Genomic DNA, 7,756 nt, shown 5'->3' on the forward strand with positions numbered 1-7,756 from the left:
ATATGACTCAATAAGGTTAGAATGTGTTAAATAGTATACAAACCTTTGATAATAACGATTCATCCAACTGGAGGAATATCGATGACCACTATTCAAACGACAGGCTTAGCTAAAAGTAAAACGACGCAATGGCAGACGGTCTTACAAGAGCATTATGATAAATTTTTGAGTTATGGTCAGAAAGCAGTGAAAGATTTTGATGATGAAGATGTACATCAAGCACGTGTGAATTGCCGTAAGTTGATGACTTTGTTACGTATTTTGGATGCTTCGGATCAAGCAGGATTGATTCCTTTGTTGAAAAAATCACAAAAAGCACTTGGTAAAGTTAGAGATGCCGATGTGATGATCGATGCTTTCAAAGAACGTAAAGAAGATGCCAAAGCAGATGACCATAAAGATGAAGCTGATCTGCTCAAAGCGGTTATTAAAGCCCACAAACAAGAACGCAAAGAATACCGAACTAAGCTTGCCAAAAAATTACCTAAGCTCCAAGGCAAAATACTTAAAAAGAAATGGAAAACATTGATCGAAGATCATCTGGAAACGTTAGCGGCGCAAGCAGATGTGAATCGGATCATGCGTGAACTTGAGATCGCTTATGAACAACAAAAGCGTACGTATCGCCAGACCGCTAAAACAGAAGGTATAGATTCTGTTGAAGCACTGCATGAATTGCATCAATTGCGAATCGCTGCTAAAGAAATTCGGTACACCGCTTCGGCTGCTGAATTTGCACTCAGTTCCAAGTTCCGGGATTCGGAAGAAGTGTACAAAAAGATCCAGACTCAATTAGGGCATATTAATGATAAGCGAGTATGGGTAGAAACATTGGAAGATTTCAATCCCAAAAAGCTAAAAGTTGACGAAGACACATGGAATACATTTATGAAGCAATTACAACAAGAATTGAATGAAGCGATACATGAACAACAAGCTCTTTAAAATATAGTGTGAAGCAGTAAAGGGACTCCCTTTGGAACCTATTGCTTTTTTTAGAACAGTTTCGGTTATATAGATAAAGAAACGTTTTTTAGTAAAGGAGCGATAGATATGTCCAAGCGACCATTGAACTGGGTACTGGCAACAGGAGATAAGATTGATCTGAAGAAGATTGATCCTAAAAGCACTGGCGAGTACACATCCAAAGAAGATACGGAAAAAGAAACTAAAGAGCTGATGAAACGATTTGAGAAGCTGCAAGACAAGCTATTCTCAAGCAAGAAAAAATCGCTTCTTTTTATTTTTCAAGGCATGGATTGCAGTGGGAAAGATGGCGTAATTAACAAAGTCTTTTCGATCTCTCATCCACAAGGTGTGCAGACGCATAGCTTTAAGACACCAACTCGTGAAGAGTTAGACCATGATTTTCTCTGGCGTGCTCACAAGTTAGTCTCTGGACTGGGTTATATTACAGCCTTTAACCGTTCTTACTATGAGGATGTATTGATTACACGTGTGCATAAATTAATTTCAGATAAAAAGGCACAGCAACGATTTAAACAAATACGACACTTTGAAGAAATGTTAGACGATAATGGCGTGAAAGTAGTCAAAATCTTTTTGCATATTTCTAAAGAGTTTCAGCTAGAGAAATTAATTGCACGTATCGAAAATCCGAAAAAGAACTGGAAATTCGATGAAAGTGATCTGTTAGAACGTAAATCTTGGGATACTTATCAAGCTTACTATGAAGATGTATTTGCTAATGCAGCGACCAAAGATCATCCATGGCATATCGTTTCTGCTGATAATCGTTGGTATCGTGATCTAGCTGTTTTACAAATTGTAGTACGCACACTGGAAGATTTGGATTTGTCTTATCCTGATCCTAATCCGAAGTTACAAGATCACTTGCCTGATATGTATGCAGAACGTGAGAAATTATTGAAAGATAAAAAATAAGTATGATTAATCATAAACTCAATGAACTATTTTAGTGATCTATAGCCAAATTACGCATACAAACTGAATGCTGTGTTATATACTGTTGGATTTTACTAACAGCCATATAGCCAGCATTTTTTAATAGCTAATTACCTAGAATAACTCTATGAAGAACTCTATTTTATTAAGAAAAGAGGGGAATCGTATGGAACATTCAGATAAAGAGCGTCAGATTATTGTAACCGGTGGAGCGATTATTCGAGATCAGCATAACCGCATATTATGGCAAAAGCGTGCGGATTCTAACGATTGGGGTCTACCCGGTGGTGGTATGCATGCAGGCGAGACGGTTGAAGAAACCATGATACGTGAAGTAAAAGAAGAGACTGGCTTAGCGGTTATTTCTTCTACTTTGTATGCTGTGTATAGTGGAGAACGATTGAAGTATACCTACCCCGGTGGAGATGATGTGGTATTTGTAATGTTTATTTTCGATGTAGTGGCTGATCTGGAAGACAAGATCGCTTCAGATGGAAAAACGTTGTTATTTGAAGATGATGATCATGAGTCGGTGACATTTGTATTTTATCCGATAGAAGAAATGAATATCGAGCAGATTAATCCTGCACAACGTCCATTATTTGAAGATTTGAGTCAGCAAGATCAGCAGCAGGGAATACTTCGAAACTAATTGTAATATAATAACTACAGGTATAGATGATCAAAATGGAATAGCATAACATAAAAAAACTCTGTCACTTTCAAACATACCTATAGCAACATAGGAATGAAGAGAGGGACAGAGCTTTATACGTTTACATGTTAGCGACAGAGAGTATACGTATTACCATTTCAACGTAACAACCGATTTACCAGGAACGGTATAGTTGGTAGACTGACCATTCCATTGTACTTTAACTGTTTTGGTTGCTGTCTGAGAATTGTACAATACAATTACTTTTGTGCCATCTGGATTTTTGAACGCTACATTTTGGATATCGTTAGATGAATTGGTATCAATACGTGTAGCTCCTGTAACGACAAATTTACTGAAATGTCCTAAAAGGTAATATTGTTTGTTATAGGTGACTTTATCTTCTGGATTACTGTTGCTGTTATCCGAGTTCTGGATCGTAACCATACCTTTGTTGGTATTGTAATCTCCGATTACACTAGGGCCATCTTTTTGATCTAGAGCAGCATTCCACAAGATAATCGATTTGGACCAGTTACGAGTAATCCCGATAAATTCGTTGATCATATTATCGAATCCTTGAGTGGAGCCGTCCACTTTGTCATTCCAATCACCAAATCCACCTTCTGTAAACCAGATATCTTTATCTGGATGCGCATTATGCATCGAAGTCATAGCTGTATAGTCGCCACCGTAATGATGGAAAGCACTACCAGCTACAGCGCTGGATTTGCCACTATTTTTAAGCCCTGCAATAACTGTATTCGGGTAAGACCAGTTATCATAATTATGATCATAAGCGATTACTTTTGTGTTAAGACCTGCATTTTTAAGAGCTGGGCTTAAGTAGTCACCGATCATACCGATCTGATCTTGCTCATTCATATTCATGCCCGGATAACGTCCAGGTTCAAATAATGGTTCATTTTGCGGAGTGACTGCATAGATTGGAATTCCTTGTGCTTGATAACTTTGAATAAATTTCACAAAGTAATTAGCATAGGTAGGGTAGTATTGTGCTTGTAATTTACCTGTACCGTTTTTGTCATTGGTTGTATATTTCATCCAAGCTGGAGCGCTCCATGGAGAAGCGATAATTTTAAGGTTTGGATTTTTGGCAAGCGCTGCTTTGGTCATAGGTATAATATAAGGTTGATCCCTTGCAATCGAGAATTGGCTGAGAGAAGTATCTCCTGCTGTATCATCGTAAGTATACGTACTCCACGCAAAGTCACTAGCACCCATCGTCTGACGTAGCATACTCATGCCTATACCTGTATTGCCGAAAAGGCGTTCCATCACTTCAGCCCGTTTTCCACTACTAAGCTTGTAATTCATTAACCATGTAGATGAATCTGTTAAAGAAACACCGAATCCATCCATGGTTTGATACGTTTTGCCTTCATTTACATTGATCGTATAGTCTGCGTTGCCTGTGGTAGTTGCGAAATTAATATTCGCTTTCTTTGTAAGACGTGCACCTGGGCTTAGTCCGACAGCAGGTTCTGAATTGGGATCAGCAGTCGTTAACCAGACTTCTACCGATTCATTGGCTGCATACGTCTGTGCAGGTACCGATAATAATGGTGTAATCATCAACGAGCTTAACAAAACAAGATTAAGGCTTTTTTTGAACATAGACATGAACATATACACCCTCTTCACATTTTTTGTAAGCGTTTACTAACTTCGGGATTGATATTAGCAAAATAAACCTTTTTTTACAATTATTTTAGAGGGTGTAAGTGCCAAATCGTAGGAATACACAGATAAACCATAGAATCGCCTATACAAATACAAGATAAGAAGACGACAAAAAACCTCTTTTGCTTGAGAACGAATAAGAAATAAATCTTATATCGATCTAGCCGAAAGAGGTTTTGAGATCAAATAATATTATACATAAAGTTGAGTATAGATGATTATTTAGCTATTAACGCATATTGAGCACGTTCTGTATTTAATTTAACATGGGTATCATCTATATGATCAATGCGAAGATCATGTAAAGCAATTTCATACGTATTTTGCGGAAGAGGAACATTATCGCCATCTGCATTCGATGTAGAACCTTCTCCATGCAAAATTAAAGAGCTTTCTACATAATCGTCAATCGCATTATCTTCACTGCGAATATCTACTTCAGTGACTGTGAAATGAACTTCATCGGTATCATCTAATTCATGTTTTTCGATAATGATGGTACGTTTAAGATGATTATTCAACCAGTCTGATAGTGTTTGTACGTCTTTTTCGTGTTCCATGATTCATCATCCTTTTGTATTAGAAATAGTATTATAAAGCAAGTTAGGTCTTGTAATGCTTTATTTACCCTTTCTGATGCTTATGGAATCGGGTGATATGTAATTCGGGAAATGCACGAATAGGCAATCAAGTGGGACTTTTACCATATTTACAGGTGAAGCAGAATAAGAGATACTTTTTTTAGTCAGTATTTTGTAGAAAAGTAAATTATTTTACAGTCTATAAATATAGTTGCCAAATATGATTCAACAACCTGATAACAGAGTAAATTAGAGAAAGAGATCACGCTCTGGATAGATAGCTATCCGGGTAGGAGGTTAATCATGAACAATAAGCCGAATCAGGCATTTAATCAAGATATATATACCATGGTAGAGAAACATATGATGTATTGGAATCCGATGAATCTAATTGAATGGTGCTTACCCGATGAATATTCGATTGAAATCGATCATATTGTCAAAATACTTCCTTATATGAAGTCTGCTGAAGAATTAGGCAACCAAGTCTATTGGATTATGCAAAAATATTTTGGAAGTCATTTCGCACGCTCAACCGAGGAATGTTACCATATTGCAGACAAAATATATAAAAATCTAGAATATATAAATAGCTTGAATACGTCTTTTGTTTCGTTTAATTTATATTTTAATTCATTTAAAGGGATACGTAGAGATTAGGCGGTAAAATGAGATCCTAATAGATGTAGTGTAGTTACTGATAAATATACTTTGAAGAGACATTGAAGTATAGGAATATGGACACGTGTGTTGTAGATTGTTATGATAAACCCAACCGAGCACAAGGGAGGATAACATGAACAAGTCTAACGATACAGTGAACATAGAACAATCTACCACCTATATTACATCGATTGAAGAATTAAGAGCATTTACTGGAGTTCCTCATGAACATATTATCAAAAAGACGGTTGCGTCTATTGATCCACATATTGCTTACTACTTATCACTATCATCACTATTTTTCTTATCTACCTCTGATCAAGAAGGCAAATGCGATGTTTCTCCACGTGGAGATGAGCAAGGATTTGTGAAAGTGTTGGATGATCAACGAATTATTTTCCCTGAACGTCATGGTAATCGACGTGCAGATTCGTTGTTAAATATACTAGGCAATCCTAAAGTCGGTATGATTTTCCTGATTCCCGGTATGAATGAAGTGTTACGTGTTAATGGGCATGCCCGAATTACCAAAGACAGTACATTACTAGAGCAAATGAATTGGACAGGCAAAACGATGGGGCTTGGTATTATCGTGGAAGTGGAAGAATGTTTTATCCATTGTCCAAGAGCGCTCAAAACAGGAAACGCCTGGGAACCAGAAGAATGGGTAGATGCTACACAACATCCGTCTACCAAAGATATGTTTATTGCTCATTTGAAAATGAACGGTATTGTTTTGTAAATGATATAAGCATGGAAGCGAAGAATGGAGCGATTGCAGTCCATTCTTTTTTGTTGTATAAAAAGAAATGGGTTTACAGCTTTATTATTTTATGTTATTCTTGCCGAAATAAAAACTATGTCTTAATACCTATATTCTCGCGAAGCACGCGGATTATTCCTTTTCAGGGAGTAGTCCGCTTTTTTGTGATTACATATGAATTTAACAGAAATATATGCTAACTAAATAAGTACTTGGAAGAATCCTATTTATCCCATATAATGATGCAAGTGGTATACCATTTAGTCTTAAATACCTAGATTAGTCTATTAAAAGAAAAGATTACGATTGGAATAGAAATACAGCAACTACATATCACAATTTGAAAGATAGAGGAGTATTTTAAAATGAAAAAATTAATCAGTTCCGTATTCGCAGTAGCAACACTTTCGGTAATGTTAAGTCCTTTGATGCAGACAACCAATGCTACTACGTTCAAAGATGTTACTTCATCTCACTGGGCAAAAACAGCAATCGATGAAGCTGTTTCTAAAGGATATTTCAAAGGATATGCAGATGGTACATTCAAGCCGGGTGCCCAAGTCACACGTGCCGAGTTCGCTGTTTTGCTAGATCGTGTGTCTGTGAATGAGAAAGCCGAAGGTAAAGGCAGTTTTGCAGACCTTGCAGGCAATTGGAGTGAAAAAGAAGTGAATGAAGCGGTAGCTAAAGGATTTTTGACTCCTTCTGATTATCCCAATGGATTCAAGCCGACCACTCCCCTTACTCGCAAAGAAATGGCAAAATGGATGTCTTCTGGTCTAGCGACAGCCAGTACAGATTATAAGCAAGCCCTTACCGATACTGTAGATACAGTCGTACCGGTAGCGGAATATTTTAAAAAGACCATGAGTAAAAGCGAATACCCTTATGTATCCCTGATGATGGGAACAGGTCTAATGTCTGGTTATGCAGATGGAACTTTTGGCGGCGGACAAACCACTACACGCGCAGAAGCAGCTGTTATTTTGGTGCGGTTAGCCAATGTACAGAAACAATCAGCAGATTCATTTACAGGGTTGAAGGAGTTAAGAGCTGTAGGTACGACAGGAACGAATATGGAAGTGATCACTCCGTTTAGTAGTGGAGTAACTTCTTTTAAGAATGTACAAGGGAAAAAAATGAAGTTTCGCAATGGAGCCGGTTATTCTAGTTTGAATTATTTAATCTTTGTCGATAGTAGAGATTGGACTAATAAAAAAGGGATTTATGCGTCTGTATTTGTAGGGAAAGAAGATAAATTTAAAAAAGAAGGTACATTTTATAGAGTGTATGCCCACCAAACTTTATATCCTAAACTAAACGGATTTAGTATTGAACACTATAAAAATTCAGCTTTAAGTAGACTTGCTGTTGGATCTACTATATCTAGCAATTTACCTGACCAATACGGCTATCAAACTTTACCAGTATTTGAACCTCAAAATATATTTAAAAAATATATAA

Annotated in this window: 8 protein-coding genes; 6 read left to right on the plus strand and 2 right to left on the minus strand. The window is 37.0% G+C overall.

Annotation, left to right across the window (positions count from 1 at the left end):
- The first annotated feature begins 81 nt into the window (after positions 1–81).
- The 3 genes from PaeCFBP13512_RS10350 to PaeCFBP13512_RS10360 all read left to right on the plus strand — a co-directional run bounded on the left by PaeCFBP13512_RS10350 (position 82) and on the right by PaeCFBP13512_RS10360 (position 2,578).
- Entirely contained in the window at positions 82–945 is an 864-nt protein-coding gene (locus PaeCFBP13512_RS10350; protein ID WP_137222892.1) for a CHAD domain-containing protein, read from the plus strand.
- Between the two features lie 108 nt (positions 946–1,053).
- On the plus strand, positions 1,054–1,905 hold the full coding sequence (locus tag PaeCFBP13512_RS10355; protein WP_137222894.1) for a PPK2 family polyphosphate kinase: 852 nt from the start codon (positions 1,054–1,056) through the stop codon (positions 1,903–1,905).
- A gap of 187 nt (positions 1,906–2,092) precedes the next feature.
- The gene (locus tag PaeCFBP13512_RS10360; protein WP_137222896.1) at positions 2,093–2,578 is read left to right on the plus strand and encodes an NUDIX domain-containing protein; all 486 of its coding nucleotides are present in this window, start codon (positions 2,093–2,095) and stop codon (positions 2,576–2,578) included.
- 153 nt (positions 2,579–2,731) lie between these two features.
- Here PaeCFBP13512_RS10360 and PaeCFBP13512_RS10365 read toward each other — a convergent pair whose 3' ends face one another.
- Positions 2,732–4,225: a glycoside hydrolase family 30 protein gene (locus PaeCFBP13512_RS10365; protein ID WP_137222898.1), complete on the minus strand. Its 1,494-nt coding sequence runs from the start codon at positions 4,223–4,225 to the stop codon at positions 2,732–2,734.
- Positions 4,226–4,503: 278 nt separating this feature from the next.
- Entirely contained in the window at positions 4,504–4,845 is a 342-nt protein-coding gene (locus PaeCFBP13512_RS10370; RefSeq protein ID WP_137222900.1) for a hypothetical protein, read from the minus strand.
- A 324-nt stretch (positions 4,846–5,169) separates the two neighbouring features.
- Here PaeCFBP13512_RS10370 and PaeCFBP13512_RS10375 point away from each other — a divergent pair, with 324 nt between their 5' ends.
- The 3 genes from PaeCFBP13512_RS10375 to PaeCFBP13512_RS10385 all read left to right on the plus strand — a co-directional run.
- Complete coding sequence (locus tag PaeCFBP13512_RS10375; protein WP_137222902.1) at positions 5,170–5,526, plus strand: hypothetical protein; 357 nt, start codon at positions 5,170–5,172, stop codon at positions 5,524–5,526.
- A gap of 136 nt (positions 5,527–5,662) precedes the next feature.
- Positions 5,663–6,271 (plus strand): MSMEG_1061 family FMN-dependent PPOX-type flavoprotein, encoded by a 609-nt coding sequence (locus tag PaeCFBP13512_RS10380; protein WP_137222904.1) that lies wholly within the window; start codon positions 5,663–5,665, stop codon positions 6,269–6,271.
- A gap of 386 nt (positions 6,272–6,657) precedes the next feature.
- A partial coding sequence (locus tag PaeCFBP13512_RS10385) for an S-layer homology domain-containing protein (protein ID WP_137222906.1) occupies positions 6,658–7,756 on the plus strand: 1,099 nt, incomplete at its 3' end.

This window comes from Paenibacillus sp. CFBP13512 (genome assembly GCF_005233705.1).
Taxonomy (GTDB): Bacteria; Bacillota; Bacilli; order Paenibacillales; family Paenibacillaceae; genus Saccharibacillus; species Saccharibacillus nuruki.